The organism is Pseudochrobactrum asaccharolyticum (genome assembly GCF_003314995.1).
In the GTDB taxonomy this organism is placed as follows: Bacteria; Pseudomonadota; Alphaproteobacteria; order Rhizobiales; family Rhizobiaceae; genus Pseudochrobactrum; species Pseudochrobactrum asaccharolyticum.
Map to the genome: position 1 here is coordinate 25455 of NZ_QNRH01000014.1, position 24935 is coordinate 50389.

The 24935-nt window shown below is 62.7% G+C and carries 23 protein-coding genes and 1 pseudogene; 8 read left to right on the top strand and 16 right to left on the bottom strand.

Annotated features, from left to right (window positions below):
- Nucleotide 1: 1 nt before the first annotated feature.
- Nucleotides 2–1438, top strand: a complete 1437-nt coding sequence (locus tag DFR47_RS20115; RefSeq protein ID WP_210207357.1) for an NAD-dependent succinate-semialdehyde dehydrogenase — start codon at nt 2–4, stop codon at nt 1436–1438.
- Between the two features lie 366 nt (nt 1439–1804).
- Here DFR47_RS20115 and DFR47_RS20120 read toward each other — a convergent pair whose 3' ends face one another.
- From DFR47_RS20120 to DFR47_RS20155, 7 genes are all read right to left on the bottom strand, one after another.
- Complete coding sequence (locus tag DFR47_RS20120) at nt 1805–2266, bottom strand: tellurite resistance/C4-dicarboxylate transporter family protein (RefSeq protein WP_113946321.1); 462 nt, start codon at nt 2264–2266, stop codon at nt 1805–1807.
- A 53-nt stretch (nt 2267–2319) separates the two neighbouring features.
- Nucleotides 2320–3009: a Crp/Fnr family transcriptional regulator gene (locus DFR47_RS20125; RefSeq protein ID WP_113946302.1), complete on the bottom strand. Its 690-nt coding sequence runs from the start codon at nt 3007–3009 to the stop codon at nt 2320–2322.
- A 300-nt stretch (nt 3010–3309) separates the two neighbouring features.
- Nucleotides 3310–3687: a hypothetical protein gene (locus DFR47_RS20135; protein WP_113946322.1), complete on the bottom strand. Its 378-nt coding sequence runs from the start codon at nt 3685–3687 to the stop codon at nt 3310–3312.
- Nucleotides 3688–3701: 14 nt separating this feature from the next.
- Nucleotides 3702–4394 carry an ABC transporter ATP-binding protein gene (locus DFR47_RS20140; RefSeq protein WP_113946304.1) on the bottom strand — a complete coding sequence of 231 codons (693 nt, stop codon included), beginning with the start codon at nt 4392–4394 and terminating at the stop codon, nt 3702–3704.
- Nucleotide 4395: 1 nt separating this feature from the next.
- Nucleotides 4396–5529: an ABC transporter permease gene (locus tag DFR47_RS20145; RefSeq protein WP_113946305.1), complete on the bottom strand. Its 1134-nt coding sequence runs from the start codon at nt 5527–5529 to the stop codon at nt 4396–4398.
- Nucleotides 5526–6674 (bottom strand): efflux RND transporter periplasmic adaptor subunit, encoded by a 1149-nt coding sequence (locus tag DFR47_RS20150; RefSeq protein WP_245416662.1) that lies wholly within the window; start codon nt 6672–6674, stop codon nt 5526–5528. Before DFR47_RS20150 ends, DFR47_RS20145 begins: the two co-directional genes overlap by 4 nt.
- Before the next feature lie 3 nt (nt 6675–6677).
- The gene (locus DFR47_RS20155) at nt 6678–7121 is read right to left on the bottom strand and encodes a TetR family transcriptional regulator C-terminal domain-containing protein (protein WP_374788430.1); all 444 of its coding nucleotides are present in this window, start codon (nt 7119–7121) and stop codon (nt 6678–6680) included.
- 159 nt (nt 7122–7280) lie between these two features.
- Between DFR47_RS20155 and DFR47_RS20160 the strand changes: the two genes are divergently transcribed.
- The 3 genes from DFR47_RS20160 (at nt 7281) to DFR47_RS20170 (ending at nt 11703) form a co-directional block, all read left to right on the top strand.
- On the top strand, nt 7281–8204 hold the full coding sequence (locus DFR47_RS20160; protein ID WP_113946306.1) for a LysR family transcriptional regulator: 924 nt from the start codon (nt 7281–7283) through the stop codon (nt 8202–8204).
- Nucleotides 8205–8390: 186 nt separating this feature from the next.
- Nucleotides 8391–9626 carry a chromate efflux transporter gene (gene chrA, locus DFR47_RS20165; protein ID WP_113946307.1) on the top strand — a complete coding sequence of 412 codons (1236 nt, stop codon included), beginning with the start codon at nt 8391–8393 and terminating at the stop codon, nt 9624–9626.
- 115 nt (nt 9627–9741) lie between these two features.
- Nucleotides 9742–11703 (top strand): heavy metal translocating P-type ATPase, encoded by a 1962-nt coding sequence (locus DFR47_RS20170; protein WP_024849399.1) that lies wholly within the window; start codon nt 9742–9744, stop codon nt 11701–11703.
- Between the two features lie 257 nt (nt 11704–11960).
- On the opposite strand, the gene DFR47_RS20175 is transcribed toward DFR47_RS20170, so the two are convergent.
- On the bottom strand, nt 11961–12740 hold the full coding sequence (locus tag DFR47_RS20175) for an acetoin reductase (RefSeq protein ID WP_113946308.1): 780 nt from the start codon (nt 12738–12740) through the stop codon (nt 11961–11963).
- A gap of 293 nt (nt 12741–13033) precedes the next feature.
- On the opposite strand from DFR47_RS20175, the gene DFR47_RS20180 reads away from it, so the two are divergent.
- Nucleotides 13034–14422, top strand: coding sequence for a mercuric reductase (locus tag DFR47_RS20180; RefSeq protein WP_113946309.1), 1389 nt, complete (start codon nt 13034–13036; stop codon nt 14420–14422).
- A gap of 35 nt (nt 14423–14457) precedes the next feature.
- Nucleotides 14458–16809 (top strand): heavy metal translocating P-type ATPase, encoded by a 2352-nt coding sequence (locus DFR47_RS20185; protein ID WP_113946310.1) that lies wholly within the window; start codon nt 14458–14460, stop codon nt 16807–16809.
- Nucleotides 16810–16859: 50 nt separating this feature from the next.
- On the opposite strand, the gene DFR47_RS20190 is transcribed toward DFR47_RS20185, so the two are convergent.
- The 4 genes from DFR47_RS20190 to DFR47_RS20205 all read right to left on the bottom strand — a co-directional run bounded on the left by DFR47_RS20190 (nt 16860) and on the right by DFR47_RS20205 (nt 20176).
- Nucleotides 16860–17090 (bottom strand): hexameric tyrosine-coordinated heme protein, encoded by a 231-nt coding sequence (locus tag DFR47_RS20190; protein WP_024845346.1) that lies wholly within the window; start codon nt 17088–17090, stop codon nt 16860–16862.
- 96 nt (nt 17091–17186) lie between these two features.
- Nucleotides 17187–17831, bottom strand: a complete 645-nt coding sequence (locus tag DFR47_RS20195) for a DUF924 family protein (RefSeq protein WP_113946311.1) — start codon at nt 17829–17831, stop codon at nt 17187–17189.
- Between the two features lie 87 nt (nt 17832–17918).
- Nucleotides 17919–19868, bottom strand: a complete 1950-nt coding sequence (locus DFR47_RS20200; protein WP_245416663.1) for a heavy metal translocating P-type ATPase — start codon at nt 19866–19868, stop codon at nt 17919–17921.
- Between the two features lie 86 nt (nt 19869–19954).
- Complete coding sequence (locus DFR47_RS20205; protein ID WP_113946313.1) at nt 19955–20176, bottom strand: heavy-metal-associated domain-containing protein; 222 nt, start codon at nt 20174–20176, stop codon at nt 19955–19957.
- Nucleotides 20177–20575: 399 nt separating this feature from the next.
- On the opposite strand from DFR47_RS20205, the gene DFR47_RS20215 reads away from it, so the two are divergent.
- Nucleotides 20576–20971 (top strand): cupin domain-containing protein, encoded by a 396-nt coding sequence (locus DFR47_RS20215; RefSeq protein ID WP_024845350.1) that lies wholly within the window; start codon nt 20576–20578, stop codon nt 20969–20971.
- A 349-nt stretch (nt 20972–21320) separates the two neighbouring features.
- On the opposite strand, the gene DFR47_RS20220 is transcribed toward DFR47_RS20215, so the two are convergent.
- From DFR47_RS20220 to DFR47_RS20235, 4 genes are all read right to left on the bottom strand, one after another.
- Nucleotides 21321–21803: a Ros/MucR family transcriptional regulator gene (locus tag DFR47_RS20220; RefSeq protein WP_113946324.1), complete on the bottom strand. Its 483-nt coding sequence runs from the start codon at nt 21801–21803 to the stop codon at nt 21321–21323.
- Nucleotides 21804–21932: 129 nt separating this feature from the next.
- Entirely contained in the window at nt 21933–22241 is a 309-nt protein-coding gene (locus DFR47_RS20225; RefSeq protein WP_210207355.1) for a hypothetical protein, read from the bottom strand.
- 23 nt (nt 22242–22264) lie between these two features.
- The gene (locus DFR47_RS20230; protein ID WP_113946315.1) at nt 22265–23281 is read right to left on the bottom strand and encodes a nucleotidyl transferase AbiEii/AbiGii toxin family protein; all 1017 of its coding nucleotides are present in this window, start codon (nt 23279–23281) and stop codon (nt 22265–22267) included.
- On the bottom strand, nt 23274–23867 hold the full coding sequence (locus DFR47_RS20235; protein WP_009450572.1) for a DUF6088 family protein: 594 nt from the start codon (nt 23865–23867) through the stop codon (nt 23274–23276). Before DFR47_RS20235 ends, DFR47_RS20230 begins: the two co-directional genes overlap by 8 nt.
- 235 nt (nt 23868–24102) lie before the next feature.
- Between DFR47_RS20235 and DFR47_RS20240 the strand changes: the two are divergent.
- Nucleotides 24103–24840, top strand: a pseudogene (locus DFR47_RS20240) (ArdC family protein); the annotation flags it as partial.
- Nucleotides 24841–24935 lie beyond the last annotated feature (95 nt).

The window sequence follows — 24935 nt, forward strand, 5'->3', positions numbered from 1 at the left end:
AATGACTGAAAAATATGGCCCTTTAACACTCTTTATCGATGGCGAATGGATCTCCGTCTCGGATAGTGGCGAAGATGTGTATAATCCTGCAACCGGGGAGGTCATTGCCAGATTACCTCATGCGAGTGCTTCCGATATCGACCGCGCAGCACAGGCCGCTGCCCGTAGTTTTCCGGCATGGCGCGCTCTGACTGCACTTGAGCGCAGTCGCATTTTGCGACGTACTGCCGATCTCTTACGTGAGCGTGCTGATCATATCGCCTGGCTGCTTAGTACCGAGCAGGGGAAAGCTCTGGGGGAGGCGCGGATAGAAGTTATGGTTTCGGCCGAAACACTGGATTGGTGTGCAGAAGAGGGGCGCCGTATCTACGGGCGGATCGTTCCCAGCCCGTATCCACAGGTGGAATATCGTGTGCTCAAGCAACCGGTCGGGCCTGTTGCTGCTTTTACCCCGTGGAATTTTCCGTTGATGATGCCTGCACGCAAAGTGGCCTCAGCGCTTGCATCCGGTTGCACGATCGTTCTTAAACCTGCGGAAGAAACCCCCGCTGCGGCAATTGAACTTGCGCGTGCTTTTCATGATGCGGGGCTACCTGACGGTGTCTTGAACATCGTTTTTGGTAATCCTGCCGAAGTATCGGAACAACTCATTGCTCATGAGGCTATCCGGAAAGTTACATTTACTGGTTCCACCGCTGTCGGTCAGCATCTTGCTGGTCTGGCCGCGCGCCACGGAGCCAAGCGCTGTACTATGGAGCTTGGCGGTCATGCGCCGGTACTGATCCTTGAGGATGCAGATCTTGAGCGGGCAATTTCGTTATTGGCACCGTTCAAATTCCGCAATGCCGGACAGGTTTGTATTTCACCAACACGATTTTACGTACATGACAGTCTGCATGATCGTTTTGTTGATGGCATGGTTTGTGCCGCTACTAAACTGAAGATCGGATCAGGTGTTGAAGAGGGCGTGCAGATGGGCCCGCTGGCCAATCCGCGCCGGGTTTCAGCCATGCGTGAACTGGTCGATGATGCAATTGCGCAGGGCGCGCGCTGTATGACCGGCGGTAATCTTGTTGGTAATCGGGGCAATTTTTTTGCGCCTACTGTATTGGCCGATGTGCCTGAAAGCGCCCGTATTATGAATGAGGAGCCTTTTGGCCCCATCGTCGTCACCGCCCGTATCCATAATACGCAAGAAGCAATTACACAGGCAAACCGGCTTCCGTTTGGATTGGCCTCTTATGCCTTTACCAGTTCGGCGCATAATATCAGTATGCTGGCTGATGGGGTTGAAGCGGGCATGCTTGGCGTGAACGCAATCGCAGTATCAACACCGGAAGCACCATTTGGTGGTGTGCGCCACAGTGGTTATGGGAGCGAGGGTGGCATTGAGGGCATGGAGCCTTATTTGGTTACCAAACTGCTTGCACAAGGATGATAACGTTTAGTAAATTTGGTTTTACCTAATATGAATCGTCGGTAGTGTTTATGATTGATGCCGTTTGACATCTCACTGATATCTGCTTTTTGAAGCATGACTTATAAGCTCATGAAGGATATATCAGTGGTGACGGGAGCAAGATTTCTCAATATGGTTTGCCTGTACATTTCGAATGCGCTCTATCGCGAGACTACCAGGCCCCAAATGGCATGCAATAGGGACAACTTCATCAGAAGAAATCGTGATACCACTGCTCGTGGATAGGGTTTCTGTTCTTAGTGAGCATTCCAAAACTGCTCCACAAGGAGTTTCAGCCCTATGAGATTCGGCGAAGTTAAGACTGAAAATGCAGTGGGAGCAATTCTAGCGCCAGCCGCCATTGATACCCTTGTCGAGCGTCGGCTTGTCGCGCTTGACGGTGAAGGCCGTGAAGATGGTGTAGGTGAGGCCAAGCCATAGCACCACGGCCAACACCCACAACGCCTTTCCGGCGACGAGGTCCTCACGCAAGACCATGAACTGGCTAGCCAGGATGCCGGTGCCAGCGACCGCCGTGAAATAGCCGGGTCCGGTCAGATGGGTGAACATGTCACCGAAAAACCGCGCCGGATAGCGCCAGGCCCGGAGGGCGTAGAGGACGCATAACAGGCCGTATTGTCCGATATTCAGGTAGAAAAGGCTCGATGCCAGCGGGCCATACTCCATCATGTGCGCCGCCAGAGAAATGATGCCCGTGGCCATCACGAGACCGAAATAGGCCGGCGACATATCGGCGAGGCCGAAGCCCGGTCGCTCTGGTTGTGAATTGCTGATCGCGCTGGTCATCGCCCGGCCACCATCCATCGCAGCCTTTGAAATCTGGCCTTGTCGCCCGGCATCTAATTCCCGGCTCGTGCATTCAAGCGTCGGAGGTCAGGCACAATGATCAGACGATTGTTCTCGATGCAGATGATCTTATCGTTGCGTAACCGCGTCAACTGGCGACTGACCGTTTCGATGGTAAGGCCGAGGAAATCGGCAATGTCGGCCCTGGTGAGCGGCAGATCGAAACGTGCGAAGTTACGGCCTGCCTTCCCGGATGGCTCGGCATGACGGGCAAACATCAACAACAGGCTCGCGATCTTCTCGCTTGCTGTTTTGCGACCGAGTGTCACCATCCAGTCGCGTGCTTCATCCAGTTCGTCGAGCGCCTGCTTGTAGAGCCGGCGTTCCAGTTCTGGCGATTCCTGCATCATCCGTTCGATGGCTTCTCTAGGGAAGGAGCAGAGTACGACTTCTGTGGCGGCTTCCGCATTGAGCTGACTCTCGGCTCGAAATGGTCGGCCGAGGAAATCAGGGGCGAACTGGTGGCCAACGATCTGCTGGCGCCCGTCGGACAGCGTCTTGGTCAGCTTCACCACACCCGACAGGATATTGGCATATCGGTCGATCCGCTCAGCCTCACCCAAGAGAGCAGCCCCGCCTTCAACTGCGGATTTGCGCGAAGACCTGACCAGTTCGTGGAGCTGATGGCAGTCCAGCGTACTGCAAATGCCCTTGTTACGCCCCTCGCATGAGGCGCATAGCATGGGAACGGCATCTTTTGGGATATCCCTGCGCACGACATTGCCACCTTTAGGGTCACTATAGCATCTTCAATCCTAGCATGCCCCGCGTTAGTTCGTCTTGCGAACGTGGTCTTTGCGTAAGGTCAAGTATACCGGATTGATGATGATGGTTTGTGTAAAAGTCTTTGGCCGCATTCCTGGAGCATTTACACGATCTGGTCGGCAGAAAATTCAGGTAGTTCCAGCCCAGAGATTTCACCATATCGCGATACTGGACGTAGCGAATGCCTGTCGACTCGCCAGCGCAGTCGTCGCGAGCCACTATCTTGGCCATCGGATCTTTACCGCAACTGTCGAAATAGCAACCCAGATGCCGAGCCGCAGGACCATCGCGGCCATCGTGCGGCTCTCGTAGGCCTCGCCGCGCCAGACGTGCCAGAGGAAGAAAGCAAGGACCACGGCCGTGGTCGCTGCGATACCGATGGACAGGGCAGGCGCCCAGGCCGTGCCGCGCCATAGTCCGATCCCTGCCAGCAGATAGGCGAAGCCGGCCACGAAGTTGAACCACAGCACGAATGGAACCACCGCTCCCATATCAGCGCCGCCGAAGAGTGCGCGGCCGCCCGAAATGACGGTGGCCAGGCCAAACACGACCGCCACACCGGAAGCGATGGAATGAGAGAGGGGTCTTGCGGTCATGGTATTCTCCTGTGTCATGCGTCGGCCAGCCTGCCGTCGCGCAGGTGAATCAGGCGGTCGAAACGGTCAAAAATCTTCTCGTCATGGGTGACGGTGACGATGCAGGCTTCCTGCTCAGCGGCAAGCTTGCGCAACAGGTCCATCACCAGCCCGGCCCGCTTGCTGTCGAGCGCGGCGGTCGGTTCGTCGGCCAGAATGATGCGGGGGCGGTTGGCCAGCGCCCGCGCAATGGCCACCCGCTGCGCCTCGCCACCTGACAGGAGCGCCGGCTTGGCCGCGGCGCGACGGCTGACTTCAAGATAATCGAGCAGTTCGCGTACTCGCGCCTGACCCTTCTCAACCGACCAGCCGGCGAGATGAAGGACCACGGCGACGTTCTCCTCGGCGGTCAGGAAAGGCAAAAGGTTGTGCGTCTGGAAGATGAAACCGATCTTGTCGAGCCTGAGCCTCCTCAGGTCGTGCCGCAGCCATTGCCTGTCGAACACCGTCTCGCCGTCCAGCGTTACCTTGCCCGCCGATGGCGCCAGGATGCAGCCGATGACGTTGAGCAGCGTGGTTTTGCCCGAGCCCGAGGGGCCAAGAAGCGCGACCACCTCTCCGGCGCGGACCTGAAGGTCGACGTCGCGCAGCGCATCGACACGGGTTTCGCCCTCGCCAAAATGCTTGGCCACACCCTTCACATCGATCAGGATTTCGCCGTCCGTCATGTCAGCTCCCTAGAGCCGTGGCCGGATCGACCTTCATTGCCGCCCGCACGCCAAGGCCTGAGGCGGCGATGCAGACGGCGAAGATGATCCCGGCCAGCACCATCACATTGAACGGTTCCAGCACCACCCGGCGCGGGAAATAATCCTTTACTGTCAGGATCAGCAGTAGTCCGATCCCCCAGCCCGAAGCGCCGAGGATCAGCGCCTGCTGCACAATCAGCCCTATGATGGTGCGGTCGGGCGCGCCGATGAGCTTCAGCGTGGCAATCTGCTTCAGTTTCTCCATCGTCATCGTGTAGATGATCAGCGCGATCACTACCGCTGAAACGCTGAGCAGGATGCCAAGGAACAGGCCGATTTGTCGCCGCGCCAGATCGACCACCGATGAAACCAGAATGTCCTCCTGCTCGGCTTGCGTCAGCGCCGCCAGATGTTTCCACTGCCGCACGGTCGCGGTCAGCAATTCGACATCCGCGCCCGGCGCTACCCGTGCGATCACGGCCGCGACCGAGGCGGACTTGACCGAAACGGTGCCCCGCGCCGCCTGAACGCGCTGCGCTGCCGGGTCAAGCTCTGTCTGTAGCGCCATCGCGTCCGCCAGCGTGATATAGACCGCCGGATCGCCGCCCGCGTTCATTGCCCCTTCGACCAGCCCGACCACGATGAAGCGGTTGCGCCCGAGACGGATCGTCTCGCCGGTCAGAAGACCGGTCTTGCGATCTGCCACCAGTTCGAAGTGGCTTGTGCCGATGCCGCGTCCCTCGGCGATGCGCTGCGGGCCGCCGGGATGTCCCGGTTCATAGCCGATGACGTAGAGCCGCAGCGACGCGCCGGCATGGGCAGCCTCGATGTTCTGGAAATTGATTGCGCCGGCTGCGGCCACGCCGGGCATCCGCGCCACGGCGTCGCGCGTTGTCAGCGGGATGTTCGAGGCTTCGGCGAACGGCCCCTTGGTGCCGCTCTCGACCACCCAGACGTCTGCTGCCGGCGCCTTCACGACCGCCAGCGCATCGGCGACAAGGCCGTTATAGATGCCGATCATCGACAGCACGACCGTCATCAAGAGCCCCAGCCCGAAACAGGTGAGGACGAAGCGGAACAGTCCGTGGCGTATATCTTTGAGAGCAAGGTTCATGGCGTTGTCCTGGTCCGCGCCCGCCGCCCCTCGGTCGCGCCTTGCGGTATCCGGGCGACGATGGCGGCACCTTCCGGCAGGCTGCCCATGACCTCGACCCGGCCACGATCGTCGCGCGCGCCAAAAGTCAGTTCAGCCTGTTCCAGCCGTCCGTCCCGCACCAGCCAGACCCGGCCGCGATGCCCGTCGAAACCGGTGATCGCCACCTCCGGCACCATCAGAGCACTGTTGCGGTTGCCGGTGGTGATGCGCACTTCGGCCTGTTCGCCGAGATACATCGGCTGGGGGCAGTCCGTGCAGGTCAGCCAGATCCGGCGTTCCTCATTCACCCGGTCGCTTTCAAGACCGATGCGGGCGATGATGCCTTGGAACTCAGCCTGCGGCTGCGAGCGCAGCCGGATCGTGCCGGCCTGGCCAAGCGCAAGCTGGCCGGCGCGCTCCTCATCAACATAGGCCTGGATCCAGACCGTTTCGGGAGCAATCAGGGTGAAGATCGGATCGCCGGCCCGCACCACTGTTCCCGCTTCAGCATGGCGCGTAACGATCACCGCGTCATAGGGTGCGGTCAGAAGATGACGGGCGAGAAGGACCTTCTCCTGTTGCAGGGCTGCCGCCGCGTCCGTGCCCTGAGCACGGATCACCGCCACATCCGCCTCGGCGACCGCCAGATCGGCATGGGCCACGTCCTCGTCACGCTGCGCTTCCTCGGCGCGCTGGATCGAGGTCACATCGCGCTGCGCCAATCCCTGCTGACGCTGATTTGCCGTCTGGCGCTGCGCCAGTACGCTGCGGGCACGCGCCACCGTGGCCTCGGCGCGGGCTAAGGCGGCGACATTGGCCGCGACAGCAGCGCGGGCACGGGCGGTACGCGCCTCCTGCTCGGCTGGATCGAGGGTCGCCAGTTCCTGCCCCCTGACTACTCGGTCGCCGACGTCGGCGGCCAGCCCGGTCAGGGCAGCCCCAACCTCAAATCCAACCCGGCTGAGAATCCGTGCCTCGACCGAGCCGAGGCCGTAGATGCGCAGGGCTACATCCTGCTCTGGTTGCACCACGCTGACCGTGATCGGCCGCTCGGTGAGGAACAGCACACCCGCGCCCAACACCAGAACCGCCGCTACCGCACCGTAGATCCACCGACGTCCCATGGCCTAATCCTCCTTCGCGGCCAGTAGCCGCAATTGCACGTCGAGGAGCCGCTTTCCTTCCCCGATCAGGGAGAAGTTGCGCGCCCCGAGCGACCAGCGGATCGCCATCCCCTGAACCAGCGACGTCAACAGAACGGCGGCATCCTCTGGGGCGACTTCGCGGCGCAAGAAGCCAGCGTCCTGACCGCGAGCCAGTTCGGCCACGATCAAACCCTGAAACTTCATCAGCAGGCCGCGAAAGGCCGCACGCAAATCCTCATTGCCGACATTCAGCTCGCGCGAGAACAGCAGCATCGGCAGCGCCGGTGTGGAAACAATCTGCCTCAGTTGCGCGGCCATCAGCGCCTTGACCCGGTCGATGGGGCCATCAGTCCCAGCCAGGGCCCGATCCGGTCCGCCAGGTCGAGGACGGCCGCGACGATTTCGGCCTTGCGCAATTCCGCGGATTTTCGCATAAAGTACCTAGTAAGTGAGCAGTCACATACTTAAGTGTAACAATGATCGTGGTCAAGCTTTTCTGACGGGGCAAAGCGAATGCGCGGTGTTGCCGGCAAGATGGCGACAAGCTGCCGGCAATGGGAGCAGGCTTGGAAGAGGTGATCCTTCATGGATGCACAGAACCAGAACTGGGACGATCTGCGCTTCTTTCTCGCTGTGGCCCGGGCGGGCACGCTGTCTGGCGCAGCACGCAGCCTTGGCGTAACGCACTCGACCGTGTTTCGCCGTCTCGGCGCCTTCGAGGAACGTCTGGGCGTCCGGCTCTTCGAGCGGCTGCCGGACGGCTATGCGCTGACGGGCGCCGGAGAGGCCATGCAGGAGACCGCCATCCGGATCGACGAGGAAATTATCGCCCTGTCGCGTCAGGTGACCGGACAGGACCAGCGCCTGAGCGGGCTTATCCGCATCATAGCCATCGATATGCTGGCGATCGGGTTATTGCCGCCGCATCTGGCAGCCTTCCATGCAGCGCAACCAGGGATCGAATTGGAAGTGATCGTTTCGGACACTCCCCTGGACCTGACCCGACGCGAGGCCGATGTCGCACTGCGCATCTGCAACACGCCGCAGGAAATATTGGTCGGTCGGCGCGTCGGCCGGCTGGCCTTCGGAGCCTATGCCTCGGCAGAACGCGCCGCTCAGGGGCTCGATGAGGATCTTGCCGGCAGCGACTGGATCGGCTTCGGCCGGTCACATGGGGCGATCGGCCATCAGTTGGCGGATTGGCTGCCGAAAATGCGGCCGATCTATCGCACCAATTCGATCTCGGCTGCGATTGCCGCAGCACGGGCCGGAATCGGCCTTGCGCCGCTGCCCTGCGCCGTGGCCGACCGCACCCCCGACCTTGTCCGGATCGCCATGTTTCCGGAAGATTTCCAGCTCGATCTGTGGCTGCTGACCCATGAGGATCTGCGCAACACCGCCCGTATTCGCGTCTTCATGGATTTCATGGCTGATGCGCTCGCCACCGACGCCGACCTTCTGGAAGGCCGTCGTCCGCAGGCTGGTCCTGCCCGGACAACCACGGCATGATTCATCCGTTATCTCTCTTGCGGTGTCCGGTCCTGTGGATACTATTTGCGATGCTGATGAAACGACAAGGTGCGCGCTTCGGCAGTCACCTGTTTGTTCCATTGCCCCATTACTGGGACAATGATCGCATGCGCCCTCTCAGGGCGTCTGGCGTGCCCCGGAAATCGCGAGCATCACGGAGAGATCATGCCCGCCAATGACACGCTGAATGCCGCGGCCCAAAGCCGACGACAAGGAACGCCCGGCGAGGTTCTGGCCGCCTTCCTGAAACTGGGCCTGACCTCCTTCGGGGGACCGATCGCGCATCTGGGCTATTTCCGCGAGGAATTCGTTGCCCGGCGCGGCTGGATCGACGATCGTGGCTATGCCGATCTGGTCGCGCTGTGCCAGTTCCTTCCGGGGCCAGCATCCAGCCAGGTCGGCTTCGCATTGGGCTTGCAGCGTGCCGGACCGGCGGGTGCGCTGGCTGCCTGGCTCGGTTTTACCTTGCCTTCCGCCCTGCTACTGATGCTGTTTGCGCTCGGAGCTGGGGCGTTTTCAGGCCCGCTTGGCATCGGGGTGCTCCACGGGTTGAAACTGGTGGCGGTGGCCATCGTGGCGCAGGCGGTCTGGGGGATGGCGCGCACGCTCTGCCCCGACCGCTCACGCCAGACGATCGCGCTCGCCGCCGTCCTGATGGTGGTGCTGATCGGGGGCGCGACGGGCCAGGTGGGTGCAATTCTGCTCGGTGGACTTGCCGGGCTCTGGCTTTGCCGGGACACGGCGGGAGAGACGGGTGAAGCGCTGCCCTTCCCGGTCTCGCGACAGGCGGGGATAGTCGCGCTGGCCCTGTTCTTCATCCTGATCTTCGGCCTACCGCTGGCGGCGGCGCTGTTTCCCGCGCAGGGGTTGGCGGTGATCGACGCGTTCTATCGCGCCGGTGCGCTGGTATTTGGCGGCGGCCATGTGGTCTTGCCTTTGCTGGAAGCCGAAGTGGTTCGCCCGGGCTGGGTCACGCCCGATGCGTTCCTGGCCGGCTATGGCGCGGCCCAGGCGGTGCCGGGGCCGCTCTTCACCTTCGCCGCCTATCTCGGCATGTTGCTCGAACCCGGCCCGAACGGGATCGCCGGCGCGACGCTCGCCCTTCTTGCGATCTTCCTGCCGGGCTTCCTGCTGCTTGTCGGCGCGCTGCCGTTCTGGAACACGCTGCGCGCACGCTCCGGCGTGCGGGCGCCGATGGCAGGGGCCAATGCCGCGGTGGTCGGCATTCTGGGCGCTGCGCTCTACGATCCGCTCTGGACCAGCTCGGTCGGTTCGCCCCGTGACTTTGCGCTGGCGCTGACCTGCTTCGTGGCCCTGATGAGCTGGAAATTTCCGCCCTGGCTCGTGGTGCTGATCGCGGCTGCCGGCGGTGCGGTCCTGGAGGTAAGCTCGATGCTGTGATGGAAAAGGAATAACGGAACCTGATCGACCGGCAATGTAACGCCAGCCTGCATGGCGCACCGCTGCCCGGTTTCCCCAGCCACTGCCGCCGTCGCGGCACAGCCAGGAACACAAATTGCAAATCGACCTTTCTTCCGACCGCTTTATGACAGCATTGACCGGCATCACACTTGCCGGGATGGCGCTTGCGACTGTCGATGCCTTTTTGATCCCCGGTCTTTGGGGACCGGTCGGTCTCGTGCTGGTCTATCTGGCCGGTGGTGTGCCGACCGGGGTCCGAGCCCTGACGTCGCTCTGGCACGAGCGGGTTCTCGACATCGATCTTCTGATGATCGTGGCAGCCCTTGCCGCCGCCGCGGTGGGTGCTGCGCTCGAAGGGGCGGTGCTGCTGACGCTGTTCAGCCTCTCGACCACGTTGGAGCAGCGGGCGATGGGCCGGGCGCGCCATGCCGTCGAGGCGCTGATGGCGCTGCGTCCCGACACCGCGCTCAGGCGCGCTCCTGACGGCACCGTCACGGAAGTTTCGGTGGGCGATCTCGTGGCCGGCGACCTGGTGGTGTTGCGCCCCGGTGCGCGTGTGCCGGCCGATGGCGAGGTGGCGGAAGGGGAAGGCTCGCTCGATGAGGCGACGATCACCGGCGAATCGATGCCGGTCGGCAAGGGCCCCGGCGCAAAGGTGTTCGAGGCCACGGTGAACCTCAACGCCGTGCTGCTCGTCCGCGTTACCCGTCCGGTCGCGGAAAGCACCGTGGCGCGGATGATCGAACTGGTGACCGAGGCTCAGGCCGCACGCGCTCCTTCCGAACGGTTCAGCGCCTGGTTCGGCCAGCGCTATACCATCGCGGTGCTGGCCGGCGCGGTGCTGGCACTCATTATATTCCTCGCACTCGGCTGGACAATGCAGGATGCGCTTTATCGCGCCGCGACGCTGCTGGTCGCGGCCAGCCCCTGCGCGGTAGTGATATCGGTCCCGGCGGCGATCCTCTCGGCATTGGCGGCGGCCGCGCGCGGCGGTGTTCTGTTCAAGGGCGGCGCGGCGCTGGAGACGCTGGCCGAGGTCGATATCTTCGCCTTCGACAAGACCGGTACGCTGACCACAGGCAAGGCCGAGGTGACGCAGGTGATGGCGTCGGAATCGGGAGCACAGGCCGAAGAGCGGTTCCTGTCATTGATCGCCGGTCTCGAGGCGCATTCCGAACATCCAATTGCCGATGCGATCCGCCGCCACATCGACGAAAAAGGCATAACCGTCGCCGAGGTGCGCGATGTGGAAACCGTGCCAAGTGAGGGGATTACGGGGGAGGATGCCGTGGGCCCGCTCTGGGCCGGCAATCCGCGCATGGCCGCGCGCATGGGCGCATCGCTGGATGCTCCGGAATTTGTGAAACTGACGGATGGTAGCCAGACCGTGGTGTGGCTGGGGCGGGGAGATCGGGTCTATGGTGCGCTCACCGTCGCCGACCGTCCGCGCGAGACCTCGGCCGCCGGACTGGCTGCGCTCAGGACGGCTGGGGTAGATACTATCGCCATGATGACCGGCGACCGGCGCCCTGTCGGCTTGCGGATCGCCGCGGAACTCGGACTGGAGGCAAAGGATGTCCATGCCGATCTGCTGCCTGAAGACAAGGTCCGGTTGGTGGGCGAACTGGCGAAGAATGGAAAGGTGGCCTTTGTCGGCGACGGGGTGAACGACGCCGCCGCGCTGGCGCGGGCCGATGTCGGCATCGCCATGGGCGCAGCGGGCAGCGACGTCGCCTTGCAGGCAGCCGATGTCGCGCTGTTGTCGGAGGACATGGCCCGCCTTGCCGCGGCGCATCGGTTGGCGCGCCGCACCCGCCGGATCATCCGTCAGAATCTGACTTTCGCCATCGGCATGATGCTGCTTCTGGTCGCCTCGAGCCTGTTCTTCGCCCTGCCGCTGCCGCTCGCGGTGGTGGGGCATGAGGGCGGCACGGTTCTTGTGGTGCTGAACGGCCTCAGGCTGCTCGCCGACCCGATCCGGGCGCGCAGTGCGACCTCACTGCGACGCCAACCCGACGCCGGCTCGGTAGAGCCTTCATACCAGTCAGGGGTTTGACTGGATGACGGCAATCCCGCCCGAAACGCGCGTAGATGAGGAACCGACCGCTCTTCAGTAGGCGTCGAATGCCGGTCAAGAACCTGTGGTGCGAATGGCGGCCGAAGGCGGCGATGCCATGCCCAGTAACAAGAGGACAATTCTCTCCGACAAAACGCGGCTCTTCCAGACGGAACCATTCCGCTGAAGGGAGAAATTCTCACAAGGCCGTTTCCCGGTGCGGCCGCTTCTGAACATTCGCGATTTGGCAGGCGGCCTTATCGGTAGACGATACCGCCATCGGTCAGGATCGACTGTCCTGTGATGTAGTCGGAATCGGCGCCCGCGAGGAAAGCGACCAACGCTGCCACGTCCTCCGGTGTCTGCGCGCGACCCAAAGCGATGCCTTCGACATACTTCTTGTAGGTTTCGCCCTTCGGCGTTCCAGTGATCTCGGAAAAACGCTCATCGATCTCCACCCACATGTCGGTGCCGACGATGCCGGGGCAATAGGCGTTCACCGTGATGCCCGCGCTCGCATATTCCTTGGCGGCGGCTTGCGTTAGCGCCCGCACGGCGAACTTGGTCGCCGAATAGACGCCAAGCATGGCGAAACCGTCATGTCCGGCGATCGAGCAGGCGTTGATGATCTTGCCTTTCTGTCCGCGATCCTTGAATTTCTTCGCAGCCGCCTGGATTCCCCAGAGTACGCCGTCGACATTGATGCGGAAGATCAGGTCCATGTCCTCGGGCGTGACGTCGGCGATCGGCTTGACCTGGGCGATGCCGGCATTGTTGACGATGACGTCGAACCCGCCGAGTTGCTTTTCCGCATGGTCGATAGCGGCGTAGACTTCGTCGCGCTTGCTGACATCGGCGACGACGGTGGTGGCCTCGCGTCCGAGCGCTTCGACTTCCTTGCGAACGGAGTCGAGCTTGTCAGCCTTGACATCGGCCAGCGCGAGGTCGGCGCCTTCCTTTGCAAGCCGCAGCGCAATGCCGCGTCCGATCCCCTGGCCAGCGCCGGTTACCAAAATGACTTTGCCATTCAACGACATGATCTTCTCCTACAGAAAGTTGGCCAATCCTGTGCAGCCTGCATGTTCCCTTTCGGGCAATACAGCCGGAGCAGAACCGACTACACTCGATGATCCCGGTCCATTTCAAGGCCGTGGTCCGGAAATGATGCGACGGCGCCGAAACTGGCAGTAAGGCCACCTCAAGGGGTCGCCCGCAAAAGCAACAGTAATTGTTCGACCCCGCAAGAGTATGACATGATCCCGCATATATTGTCGAGCGCCATATTTTCATCGCGCGGATAGGGGCGGTGTTGCAGAAGGATGCGTAGTTGATGACGGAAGCGGAGCGCTACGATGCCGTCGTGATCGGCTGTGGCGAGGGCGGGAAATACCTCGCCTGGCATATGGCGCAAGCCGGCCAGAAGGTAGCTGTCATCGAGCGGCGCTGGATCGGCGGCTCGTGCCCCAACATCAACTGCCTGCCCAGCAAGAACGAGATCTGGAGCGCGGGTATTGCTCATGCCGTTGCCCACGCCGCGGAGTACGGCGTTGCCGCCGGCCCCGTCTCGGTCGACATGAAGACGGTCGTGGCGCGCAAGCGCGCCATGGTCGAGGGTCTGGTTGCGTTTCATCTCGAACGCTACGAGGCGACGGGCGCGGAACTCATAATGGGCAACGCCCGCCTCATCGGACCAGAAACGATCGAAGTTGCCTTGAACGACGGCGGGACGCGACTGCTCGCCACGGACAAGCTGTTTCTCAATCTTGGAACACATGCAACCATTCCGCCCGTCCCCGGTCTGGCCGAAGCCGGACCGCTCACCCATATCGAAGCGCTCGAATTGGACCGGTTGCCGGCACATCTGATCGTTCTCGGCGGGGGCTATGTCGGCCTTGAACTCGCGCAGGCCTACCGGCGTTTCGGCAGCCGCGTCACCATTGTGGACCGTGGGCTACGGCTGCTGAAGCGCGAGGATGAGGATGTTTCCGAAGAAGTTCGGCGGATTCTGGAGGCGGAAGGCATGGAGGTGCTTTTGTCGGCCGAAGTCGAGAAAATGGAGGGCCGGTCGGGCGAAAGCGTGCGCGCCACCATTCGGACGCCGGGCGGTTTAAGAACGATCGAGGGCACGGACATTCTGGTCGCTGCCGGTCGCACGCCCAACACGCGAGGGGTCGGTCTCGAAGAGGCAGGCATCGCGCTGACGGATCGCGGCACCATCAAGGTGAACGATCGACTGGAGACGACTGCAAGGGACGTCTGGGCCATCGGAGAATGCGCCGGAAGTCCGCAGTTCACCCACGCATCGCTCGATGATTTCCGAATTATCCGAGACAATCTCGACGGTGGAGACAGAACGACCACCGGGCGGCTGATGCTCTATTGCATGTTCATCGACCCGCCCCTTGCCCGCATCGGCATGAGCGAAGCCGACGCGCGCGCCAATGGAATGGATATGCGCGTCGCACAATTGCCGATGAAGGCCGTGCTGCGGACGCGGACGACCTCGCAGACGGCCGGCTTCATGAAGGCGCTGGTCGATAAACAGGACCGGATCGCGGGCTTTACCATGATCGGCTCGGAGGCCGGGGAAGTGATGGCCGTGGTGCAGGCGGCCATGCTTGGCGGTCTGTCCTACAGTGTCCTGCGCGATGCGGTTCTTGCGCACCCGACAATGGCCGAGGGGCTGAACGCGCTATTTGGCAACGTAGCGAAACGATGAGTTTTCCAAGTTCCATTGAGGCGGCGGGTTAGAGAATGAACGGACACGATGAGCATCGGCACCATTCGCATGATCATGACCATTCGGGTCATGCGCATCTTGTGACGGACCCGGTCTGCGGGATGGAGGTCGACCCGCAAACCGCAGAACATCGCCTGACCCATGGGGGCCACACTCACTATTTCTGCTCGGCGTCCTGCAATGCGAAATTCGAGGCGGACCCGGCGCGATATCTTGCAGGGGAAGCGTCGCCCATACCGGAAGCGCCCGAGGGCGCGATCTGGACCTGCCCGATGCATCCCGAGATCCGGCAGGACGGGCCGGGAAGCTGCCCGATCTGCGGCATGGCGCTGGAGCCGCTGGTGGTGACGGCCGACAGCGGCCCCAGCCCCGAACTCGCCGACATGACACGGCGTTTCTGGATCGGGCTGGTTCTCGCCGCTCCGGTCTTCGTGCTCGAAATGGGCGGTCATCTTTTCCCGGCCCTGCACCATCTGGTGCCAATGCGGATATCGATCTGGATTCAGCTCGTTCTGGCGACGCCGGTGGTTTTGTGGTGCGGATGGCCGTTTTTCGAGCGCGCCTGGGCCTCGCTGATCAATCGCAGCCTCAACATGTTCACTTTGATCGCCATGGGCACCGGCGTCGCCTGGGCCTACAGCATCGTCGCCGCCCTTGCGCCGGGAATTTCCCCCGCCGCTTTCCGCGCGGAAGATGGCACGGTCGCGGTCTATTTCGAGGCGGCGGCGGTCATCACCGTTCTGGTGCTGCTTGGCCAAGTGCTGGAACTGCGCGCCCGCGAACAGACCTCGGGCGCGATCAGGGCGCTGCTTGATCTGGCGCCGAAGACGGCGCGGCGCATCGGCGATGACGGCACAGAGGAAGACGTGCCGGTCGAGCACGTTATTCTCGGCGACAGGCTGCGCGTGCGGCCCGGCGAGACCGTGCCGGTCGATGGCGTGGTGGAGGACGGACGCTCATCGCTCGACGAGGCGATGGTTACCGGCGAATCCATGCCTGTCACCCGCACTGTGGGCGATCAGGTCATCGGCGGTACGCTGAACCAGACCGGGGCGCTGGTGATCCGTGCGGAAAAGGTCGGCCGCGATACGATGCTGTCGCGGATCGTCCAGATGGTCGCCGATGCGCAGCGTTCGCGTGCGCCGATCCAGCGCATGGCCGACCACGTCTCGGGCTGGTTCGTACCGCTGGTCATCGTCATCGCAATTCTCGCCTTCATTGTCTGGGGCATCTGGGGGCCGGAGCCGCGCTTTGCCTATGGGCTGGTCGTGGCCGTTTCGGTGCTGATCATCGCGTGTCCCTGCGCACTTGGGCTGGCGACGCCAATGTCGATCATGGTTGGCGTCGGCAAGGGCGCTAGTGCCGGCGTCCTGATCAAGAACGCCGAGGCGCTCGAGCATATGGAAAAGGTCGACACGCTGGTGGTCGACAAGACCGGCACGCTCACCGAGGGCAAGCCGTCGGTGACGGCGGTCGTTGCGGCGGCCGGCTTCGACGAAACGGAAATCCTGCGGCTTGCCGCCGGTGTCGAGAAGGCGTCGGAACATCCGCTGGCATTGGCGATCGTGGAGGCGGCGGAGAAGAAGGGCATCGCCATCCCGCCCGTAGTGGATTTCGACTCTCCGCTTGGCAAGGGCGCGCTCGGCAGCGTCGAAGGCAAGGCGATCGTGGTCGGCAATGCGGTGTTCCTCAAGGAACACGACGTCGACGTCGCGGAATTGTCCGGCCAGGCAGATGCGTTGCGTCATGATGGCGCCACCGCGATCTATATCGGGATCGATGGCAGGGCCGGCGGTATCTTCGCCATCGCCGATCCGGTCAAGGCGACGACGCAGGAGGCGCTGAACGCGCTGCATGGCGAGGGCATCCGCATCGTCATGCTGACCGGCGACAATAAAACCACGGCCGAAGCCGTCGCGCGGCAACTCGGCATCGATGAGGTTGAAGCGGACGTGCTGCCGGACGCAAAGAGCGCGGTCATAAGCCGGCTCAAGGCAGAAGGCCGGGTGGTGGCGATGGCGGGCGACGGCGTCAACGACGCGCCCGCGCTTGCCGCCGCCGATGTCGGGATCGCCATGGGCTCGGGCACCGATGTCGCCATCGAAAGCGCCGGCGTCACCCTGCTCAAGGGCGATCTGATGGGGATCGTCAAGGCGCGGCGGTTATCCGAGGCGACGATGGCGAACATCCGCCAGAACCTGTTCTTCGCCTTCATCTACAATGCCGCCGGCATCCCGGTTGCCGCAGGCGTGCTCTACCCTTCTTTCGGCCTGCTCCTGTCACCGATCATCGCAGCAGCCGCCATGTCGCTGTCGTCGGTCAGCGTCATCGCCAACGCGCTGCGGTTGCGGGGTCTGAAACTGTGACTGAAACGCTGACGCGACTGACGCCCTGGCGTCAGTCGTAGGCGAGGGCGTCAGTCGCGCCAGTAATTGTTGGCGGCCGCCACCGTCTGGAAATGGATGGCGATCACCTGCGAGGAAGCGATCAGTTGCGCGGTGTCCTGATCGTAGGCCGCGCGCAGCTTGTCGCGAATCTCGGCGGAAGGCTGGGTCACCTTGACGCCGACCCGCGCCATTTTGGTGGCAAGGTCGAACCCCTCCTGCGGGGTCGCTGTCTTGAGTGAGGGAAGCCAAGTGTCAGCCATGATGTTTTCCTTCCATAGAATATGAATACGCAACAACCGTAATCTACCCGAGCAGCTAATGAAAGCATCAACCGCGATGCATTTCGTTTGCAGACGTCACGCCTGAAACGCCCTGTCGTGCGGGAAATCTCCTTTTGTGATGTAAGCTTCTTCCGCCTGCGTCGATTCTCGGCCGAGGACCTGATTGCGGTGCGGGTGACGGCCGAAAGCGGCGATGACCTTGCGTACGTCGCCCGCCTGTCTCACCAGTGACTGGTATATCGGCTGAAGGGAAGCGGGCGTGCCCGCGGCGATCTCTTCGCGAAGCCTGATGAGCAGATCGATGCGCGCGAGGTGATCCTGGCCTTCGCAATGGCCAAGCGGCTGGCTGTAGACGATCCTGAACCAGGGCGTGCCCAGAGATGCGTAGTGGCCGTTGGAGAACCCCTCCATCGCCAGCGACAGCGCGGCAGGGTCTTGCGCGAATGCGCGCGGCGTGCCGCGCCAGAGCGAGCGCGAGAACTGGTCGAGTAGGATGATGAGCGCCAGCCTGCCTTCGGGGTCGTCGGCCCAGTCGTCGAGATCGCCTGAAGCTGCGCTGCTCGTGATGTCGGCGAAGCGCGCGACGATTGTGCCGTCCGCGCCGCCGTGCAGCCGCCAGGACCAGTAATCGCGATGAGTTTCAGCCGCTATCTCTGACGAGCGGCCTTCGGGAAACCAGAAGTCGAGAACGTCGTTCCATGGGGCGGTCCTGGTATGCATGTCGATCCTTTCCGGTAGTTGCGAGCGATGAGACAGGATTGGCGCTGCAAAAACAACAGACCCCGCATCGGGGTCTGCGAGGAGGCGTCAGCCTCGCGCGGCCACAGTTGCGGGCCGATCGGCGGCGGCTTTTGCGGCCCTCCCGCTGGATGCGGTGGCCTTCGGCACACGCAACAGACGCATGCCGTTGGCGATGACGATCAGGACCGAGAGCTGGTGGATCAGCATGCCGCCCGCCATGTGGACATTGCCGGAAAACACGCCCGCCAGCAGGCCTGCCACCGTCACCAGCGCGATGACGAGGTTCTGGCGCATATTGCCCAGCGTCGCGCGCGAGATCGCCATCGCCTCGGGGATCTTGCCGAGATCGTCTTTCAGGAGCGCGATGTCGGCGGTCTCGATGGCGACGTCGCTGCCGGCCGCGCCCATGGCGATCGAGGTGTCGGCGGCGGCAAGCGCCGGCGCGTCGTTGATGCCGTCGCCGACCATGGCGACATGCGCGCCGTCAGCCCTCATCTTCCGGATCAACTCCAGCTTGTCCTCGGGCATCAGCCCGGCATGGACCTCGTCGATGCCGACCTCGCGGGCGATGGCTTCGGCGGCACCATGCTGGTCGCCGGTCAGCATGACCACGCGGCCTATGCCGATGTCACGCAGACGGGCGATGGCCTCCGCCGCGCCTTCACGAGCCATGTCGGACATACCCAGCAGCCCGATCAACTGCCCGTCACGCGCCACCAGGATCGGTGTCTGGCCGTTGGACAGGAGACGGTCCAGTGCAGCTTCGCCCTCCTGGCCCAGCGGCATGCCGAGCGTATCCATCAGGCGGCGGTTGCCAGCGGCAACGGTCCGGCCGTCGATGCGAGCGCTCAGGCCCATGCCAGCATGCTCCTCCAGCGCCTCGGGCGTGGAAAGCGGTCCCTGCTTGCGGCCGGCCTCGACGATCGGACGGCCGAGCGGGTGGGTCGATCCGGTCTCGGCGGTCGCAGCCAGATGCAACAACTCGGCTTCCGTCACGCCACCGAGCGCGACGATGGAGGCGAGTTGCGGTTTGCCTTCCGTCAGCGTGCCGGTCTTGTCGAGCGCCAGCGTGTCGATCCGGCCTGCACTTTCCAGATGCTGGCCGCCTTTGATGAGGATGCCGCTGCGTGCAGCGCGGCCGATGCCGGCGACGATGGAGACCGGCGTCGAGATGACCAGCGCGCCGGGGCAGCCGACGACCAGCAGCGTCAGCGCCAGGCGGATGTCCTGCGTCACTGCGAAGGCGGCGGCCGCGAGCCCGATGATTGACGGCGTATACCATTGCGCAAAGCGTTCGATCATACGCTGGCTCGGGGCCTTTTCCTCCTGCGCTTCCTCGACGCGCTGAATGATGCGGGCAAGGGTGGTGTCGGCGCCGACATTGGTGGCGCGGATGCGCAGCAACCCGTTCTCGGCGATCGTTCCTGCATGAACGTGGCTGCCCGGCACTTTCTCGGCCGGCATCGGCTCACCCGTAATCGCCGCCTCGCTGACGGCGGCGGCGCCCTCGGTCACCTCACCGTCCACAGGGATGCGTTGACCGGCCCTGACCAGTACGGTCTCGCCAAGCTGGACCATATGTGCCGGCACCTCGACGGGATCGCCCTCGCGCAGCACGGTCGCGGTGGCGGGCGCGGCATCGAGCAATGCCTTCAGCGCGCCACGGGTCTGGCCCATGGTGCGTGCCTCCAGCCAGCCACCGAATATGAAGAGGAAAGTGACGGCCGCCGACTCCCAGACCTCGCCGATAAACAACGCACCGACCGCCGCGACGGTGACGAGCAGTTCGATGCTGAAATGCTTTACACGCAGCGAGCGCCAGGCGCGGATGGCGATATCGGAGCCGGCAAGAAAAGCTGCCGCGACCATCAGCGCCGTCCATACCTCGATCATGCCGAAGCCGTAGCGTGCCAGAAGGCCAGCCGCGATCAACCCGCCGCTGCCGACCGTCAACCACAAGCGCCGCCGTGCCGGATGCACGAAGGCGCTCCTGATCCTGCTGACAAGATTGCTCATCTCATCGCTCCTTTCATCTTCAACCATGCCTGAAAAGCGTGCCGGCCACGCCGGCGCGCGGCGCGGCGAAATAAGCGGAGTGCCGATCAGAAAGCGGCAGGCTGCGCTTCATAGCCAGTGCCACGCACCGCCTCGACCAGCGCTTCAACGCTGGCTTGCGCGGGGTCGTGCTCGATCTCGATCTTGCCGGTGTTGAAGCGCACCTCGGCCTTTGCCACACCCGGAAGGGCGCTGAGCGCCTTTTCGATCTTCGGCACGCAGGATGGGCAGGAAAGTTCATCGCTGCGAAGAATGGTTTTCTGGGTCATGATCGGGTTCCTTTCGATAGTGGGGAAGAGGTGTCCCCTGCCTCATTGATCTAAGGGTTTGGCCACGCATTGCGATTGGCGAAACCGGCAAGCCAGGCTTGCAGAAATGCACAGGCCGCTGCCTTGGTTCTGGTTTTTCGGGCGACCTCATTGAGGTCGGTAGTGGAATTGCCACCTAAACCAAAGAGATCTCCGTGCGTAAATGCACAGGTCGACAAGTCTCGATTCCCTGGCGGATGCTTTGATGTGGACGCGCCGCTGCTGGAAGGACAGCTTGAGGATACTCTTACCAAAGTCGCATCGGCGACACGACCATATGCGAAAGTCTTATGGGGAGACTTGAGTGAGATCAACGACGAGCTAACATTTTTGCAATAAACCAATGAAATGGAGCATATCATGCGTGGATTTGTTGATGACATCGAGGAACTGACCGAAGGAAACACGGATTTTCGCCGTGTTCTTTATACGGCAAGAAATATGCAGCTCGTGCTGATGGCGCTTCAGCCCGGCGAGGAGATCGGCGAAGAGGTTCACGACGACGGCGATCAGTTCTTCCGTGTCGAGGACGGCGAAGGCGAAATCCTGATCGACGGCAATGTGAGCAGGATCAGGGCCGATATGGCCATGATCGTACCGGCCGGTGCGCGGCATAACGTCAAAAACACCGGGAATGAGCCGCTGAAGCTTTATACGATCTACAGCCCTCCCGAGCACGTCGACGGTGTCGTTCATCCAACCAAGGCTGAAGCCGACGCCGCGCATGAACACTTCGACGGCAAGACCACCGAATAACGCCGTTGCGCAAGCAGTGACTTGCGGCGACAACATCCATGAACGGTGTTCCTGCTTGCCCTCCCGCACCGAACCGCGAGAGGGCAGCTCTTTACTAGGAGATGACGTGAAGACCCCGATGCGCACCGGCCTTCCTGCCGCACGGCTGGGATTGCCCTTCAGAATCTGACATTCGTCATCGGTGCCGTAGTGGTGCGGGTCATCGGTGGTCTGTTCTTCGAACTGCCGTTGACCCTGCTCACCGTTCGCGATGGAGAAGCGCCGGTGCATTCAGGACGGCATCTATTGAATCGCGCAAATGGGGCGGCGAGTTGTTCCGGTGCAACCTGGGGAACGGTCGAAAGAGGCCCTATGAGAATTTGAGGCCGAGTCTCTTCCGTCTGGCAGGAGCCGCTGGCGGTTCTTCGACGGGCTTTGGCTTGCGTCCTAATCCCATCGATTTTGCCAGTGCGGAACGCGCTGCGGCGTAGTTTGGCGCGACCAGCGGATAGTCTGCCGGCAGGCCCCATTTCGCACGATATTCGTCCGGGGTGAGGCCATGGTGGGTCGACAAGTGGCGCTTCAGGGATTTGAACTGTTTTCCGTCCTCGAGACAGACGATGTAGTCCGGCGTCACCGACTTCTTGATTGGGACTGCGGGCTTTTTGGATTCTGATACGACTTCCGTGGGGACATCGGTCTGCTGCAGCAGGCTCGTATACACCCTGGAGATCAAGCCGGGCAATTCGGCGACAGGTACAGGATTGTTCGACACATAGGCCGAAACGACATCTGCGGTCAGCTCGATTAGCCTGTCTGTTGATTTCCGCTGAGAGCTGACCCGGGTGAAGATCGGGATTCTCGCTCTGGCGCAGCACGAACCGTTGCGCGAACAGCACCTCCATCATACGTTCCAGGTTACGGCTGTAATCCTTCGCCAGGTCGACCCCGAGCGCATCGAGATAGTCGAGTTCGTCTTTGGTCAGCCGCCACGGCGCCGGTACAGCGCCGGCTGTTGGCGGATCGCTGTAGAATCCCGCCGCGCGTGCCTCGATGGTTTCGCCGCAAAACTCTCGGCCAGCGGCGCCATGGTCGCAATGCCGAGTTCCTTTTTGTCCTTCATCAGGGAAGAACATCCGGCGCCGAGCAGAAATGCGATATTTTTGGCGTTCATTGCCTCAGAAATCGCCTTGCGGGCGCTCTCGATCCCCTTGTTCCAGTCCAGTTCAGATGGCTCGGCATCGCCGTCCCGCAGAAACTGGAATTTTCGCTCTTCTTCGACTTCGCTCATATACCCCCGGTCCTCCCAGTTTCTTACTTGGCTGCTCTGTTCGCGCGCGCGGCTATATCAGCGCACCGCGCCATGAGCGCTTCGAACGGCTCCTCGTCGTCGAAGAGCAGTCCATCCTCAACCATGCGGGCATAGTCATCCTCCAACGCCTTCGCGCCATCGCCGACCGGCACGAGTTGCAAGCCGCCGCTGACAGCCGCTGCATAGTCGATCGGCGTGCGGTCGGCAGCCTTCTCTGCGAAGAACATCGACTTGTGCCGGGCGACAGCGTTGGCCAGGTCGCGATCGGCAAAAGCGGCTTCCGCAAAGCCGGCTTCGTCCAGTCGGACAACATCGTGCCAATGTCGCGCGAAGCGGTCGCCGCGCAGCCGCTCCTGGAGGCAAAAGACGTGGATGGCGGTCGCCTTCTCCCAGAAGGTCCGCTCCGCGTGCATGACGCGCGGCCGCGCCGTCGGAAACACCAGGCCGTCGATCAGGCCGGCCGCGTCGCAGACGACGTCGCGCAAGCTCGCGGGTTCGCCCGTCGAGCGCGCGCCGAACTCCAGCATGACGCTTGGAGCCACATAGCCGAACCCGGCTGCGGTCGCCTCATAGTCGATGAAGAGCTTCTCATCCTCGACCCGGACGGCCGCCGCCAGACCTTCGACGGCCAGTGCGGTCTCGATCACAGGCTGCACGGTTTCCGCGACCCATGCCGGTAACCGCCGACGGACCTCGCTGGACCAGCGCTTTTCCTCGCTTCGTGTCTTCGGCAGACCCTCGCCATTGTCCCCGACCAGATCGGGCGCAATCGCCCGAATGTCGTAGGTCAGATCCACGTCCTCCGAAAACCGGCGAATGACCTGATAGGCTTTCGACAGCGACGTGCCGCCCTTGAACACCAGATGCTCGCTGAGCGGTGCCGCGTAGAGGGTCGCCAGCGCCCACACCACCCACACATCCTTTTCGAGAAGATGGGTGGGACGACCCGAACGGTCGGCGACGACGCTCAACGCGTCACGCCGATCCTCGGCCGAAAGCTGGAGGAAAACGTCAGCCATAGGCCGCCTTTCCGACGCTCTGCGCGAGCCATGTCGGAAGCTGCGGCGCGGCGGCGACCAGTTCGCCGAACACGCCGGGCGGCATCTTCCGCTTCAAGGTCGTGAGCGCGGCCTCCGCCTTTTCGGGGCCGAGCCAGGCCAGCGCCCGCACGGCCTCGCCTGCGGGGCGGTTGGCCAGGGCCAGTTGCCAGCGCGGCGCGTGCCGCAATTCGACGACCTGCTTGCCGAGGTGTATCTTTCGGCTGCGTCCGGAGGTCAGATAGACCGAGCGGACGGGCACCTGCGTCGTCAAGCCAAGCGCGTTCGCCGCGGCGGCTCCGTTCGAGACGATGATCTCCCCTTTTTGGGTCGCGAGGGCCTCGACAGCCTGCTCGACCGAAGGTGCGCGCGTGCCAAACCGACTGGCGATGGGGCGCAGATAGACGCCACGACCGGCGCGGATGAGCTGCCCGCGCTCGGACAGACGCGACAATGCCTGATCCACGGCCGCCCGGTTTCCGAGGTGGAGCAGGCCCTTGGCGGACACGGGCATCCCTTCGGGAAGTCCCGTCGCATGTGCCAGAATCTGTTCGGTCAGCCGTGTCATCGTCTTTCTCCTGTTGGAAATATACGCGGGTTTCTGACAGTTTTCAAGGAAGCGCAGGGGAACATACCGAATAGGGGGAAAGCCTTCCCCTGCGGCCGAGCCTTGGTCTCTACCTACCCCTTCTGCGGGGAGATCCCCGCAACGCCCCCTTCAGAGTGAGAGTGCGGACGGATTTTCCGTGACGGGTTAAGAGCTGGAGGAGAGGCTTCCGGCACCCGTCGCGGAGATCATCCCGATGGCCAGACAGGGTCGTAACCTCGCGGAAGGTGGCGCGCGCAGCAACCTTTATGACGACATCACCAACAAGATCATCGCCGAGCTGGAGCAAGGGCGGTTGCCATGGGTCCAGCCCTGGGGTGCGTCGCCTGATACCGCCCCGCTGGGCCTGCCGAGAAATGCTTCAACCGGCCGGTCCTATTCCGGCATCAATATTCTCATCCTCTGGGGGGCTGTCATCCAGCATGGTTTCCCCGCTCAGGCGTGGCTGACGTTCCGCCAGGCGCTTTCGCTTGGCGGCAATGTCAGGAAGGGCGAACGTGGCACGACTGTCGTTTATGCCGACCGTTTCACCCCCGAGGACGAGAAGCGCCGTGCCCGCGAAACGGGTGAGGATGCACATGCCATTCCGTTCCTGAAGCGGTTCACGGTCTTTAACGCCGCGCAATGCGATGGCCTACCCGATGAGATCACGGCAGTCGCGCCGCCACCGCCGCCGGGCCTTATCGAACCTCAGGTCGAGGCGTTGATCCGGGCCACCGGCATCGACTTCCGTATTGGCGGCAATCGCGCCTTCTATATGCCGTCGCTCGACTATGTGCAGGTGCCGCCTCCGCAAGCCTATTTCGAGCCGATCAACTGGCACCGGACGGCCCTGCACGAGCTGGGGCACGCCAGCGGCCATCACAGCCGTCTCAAACGCGATCTGACCGGCTCGTTCGGCTCGAAGAAATACGCCTTCGAGGAAATGATTGCGTTATCTTGACAGTCTGCACCGACTCTCAGTCTCCTGCTGACGTCGATGCAACAGGACTGACGGAGGCGCTATCCAGGCCGGCCGCAGCGCTCCCA

Excerpts from the sequence above, each read along its gene's own strand:
- DFR47_RS20115 (WP_210207357.1), top strand. The coding sequence starts at position 2 with ATGACTGAAAAATATGGCCCTTTAACACTCTTTATCGATGGCGAATGG.
- DFR47_RS20120 (WP_113946321.1), bottom strand. The coding sequence starts at position 2,266 with ATGACCAGCGCGATCAGCAATTCACAACCAGAGCGACCGGGCTTCGGC.
- DFR47_RS20125 (WP_113946302.1), bottom strand. The coding sequence starts at position 3,009 with ATGCTATGCGCCTCATGCGAGGGGCGTAACAAGGGCATTTGCAGTACG.
- DFR47_RS20135 (WP_113946322.1), bottom strand. The coding sequence starts at position 3,687 with ATGACCGCAAGACCCCTCTCTCATTCCATCGCTTCCGGTGTGGCGGTC.
- DFR47_RS20140 (WP_113946304.1), bottom strand. The coding sequence starts at position 4,394 with ATGACGGACGGCGAAATCCTGATCGATGTGAAGGGTGTGGCCAAGCAT.
- DFR47_RS20145 (WP_113946305.1), bottom strand. The coding sequence starts at position 5,529 with ATGAACCTTGCTCTCAAAGATATACGCCACGGACTGTTCCGCTTCGTC.
- DFR47_RS20150 (WP_245416662.1), bottom strand. The coding sequence starts at position 6,674 with ATGGGACGTCGGTGGATCTACGGTGCGGTAGCGGCGGTTCTGGTGTTG.
- DFR47_RS20160 (WP_113946306.1), top strand. The coding sequence starts at position 7,281 with ATGGATGCACAGAACCAGAACTGGGACGATCTGCGCTTCTTTCTCGCT.
- chrA (WP_113946307.1), top strand. The coding sequence starts at position 8,391 with ATGCCCGCCAATGACACGCTGAATGCCGCGGCCCAAAGCCGACGACAA.
- DFR47_RS20175 (WP_113946308.1), bottom strand. The coding sequence starts at position 12,740 with ATGTCGTTGAATGGCAAAGTCATTTTGGTAACCGGCGCTGGCCAGGGG.
- DFR47_RS20180 (WP_113946309.1), top strand. The coding sequence starts at position 13,034 with ATGACGGAAGCGGAGCGCTACGATGCCGTCGTGATCGGCTGTGGCGAG.
- DFR47_RS20185 (WP_113946310.1), top strand. The coding sequence starts at position 14,458 with ATGAACGGACACGATGAGCATCGGCACCATTCGCATGATCATGACCAT.
- DFR47_RS20190 (WP_024845346.1), bottom strand. The coding sequence starts at position 17,090 with ATGGCTGACACTTGGCTTCCCTCACTCAAGACAGCGACCCCGCAGGAG.
- DFR47_RS20195 (WP_113946311.1), bottom strand. The coding sequence starts at position 17,831 with ATGCATACCAGGACCGCCCCATGGAACGACGTTCTCGACTTCTGGTTT.
- DFR47_RS20200 (WP_245416663.1), bottom strand. The coding sequence starts at position 19,868 with ATGAGCAATCTTGTCAGCAGGATCAGGAGCGCCTTCGTGCATCCGGCA.
- DFR47_RS20205 (WP_113946313.1), bottom strand. The coding sequence starts at position 20,176 with ATGACCCAGAAAACCATTCTTCGCAGCGATGAACTTTCCTGCCCATCC.
- DFR47_RS20215 (WP_024845350.1), top strand. The coding sequence starts at position 20,576 with ATGCGTGGATTTGTTGATGACATCGAGGAACTGACCGAAGGAAACACG.
- DFR47_RS20225 (WP_210207355.1), bottom strand. The coding sequence starts at position 22,241 with ATGAGCGAAGTCGAAGAAGAGCGAAAATTCCAGTTTCTGCGGGACGGC.
- DFR47_RS20230 (WP_113946315.1), bottom strand. The coding sequence starts at position 23,281 with ATGGCTGACGTTTTCCTCCAGCTTTCGGCCGAGGATCGGCGTGACGCG.
- DFR47_RS20235 (WP_009450572.1), bottom strand. The coding sequence starts at position 23,867 with ATGACACGGCTGACCGAACAGATTCTGGCACATGCGACGGGACTTCCC.